This window comes from Oleiphilus sp. HI0080, from assembly GCF_001635135.1.
The window spans coordinates 1-474 of sequence record NZ_LWFU01000149.1 but is presented as its reverse complement, the minus strand read 5'-3'; the positions used below and the strand labels follow the sequence as shown (position 1 = coordinate 474).

1 pseudogene is annotated in these 474 nt (G+C 45.1%); it reads left to right on the top strand.

Going from position 1 to position 474, the window contains the following annotated elements:
- Window positions 1-264 precede the first annotated feature (264 nt).
- Window positions 265-474: pseudogene (locus A3751_RS01770) on the top strand (hypothetical protein); the annotation flags it as partial.

Genomic DNA, 474 nt, shown 5'->3' with positions numbered 1-474 from the left:
TTTGCTGATTTGCTCAAGTAGCTGGGGGCTTGCTGCGATATGTACTTCATGATCTGTGCCGATAAGGCCATCACAAATAGCGATCACCTGTTTTTCCATGCCACCAAGCTGGTTGCCATGTGATGCGCAAATTTGAAGTGTGCGAAGTGAGCTCATGCCATCAAGCTTAAATGCATTGGTACATTGAAGTCGAGGCTGTAATTCATAAATAGATGCTCTAAACTTCGGGGCAAATAATTCACAGCTTAGAGCCCGCTCTCATTCATGAAAGATAAAATTCTCGCTTGGTTGGTTGTTCGCGTTTTGAAGATGCTTGCACGGCTTTCATATGCTAGTTCTCAGAAGCTTGGGCGTGCGATCGGGCGTATATTGTGGTGGGGTGACTCAAGCCTGACACGTGTTACGAAGGTAAACGTGGAGCTGGCATTTCCTGAGTTAAATAACGAACAACAGCAAGCCTTAATTAAATCCAGT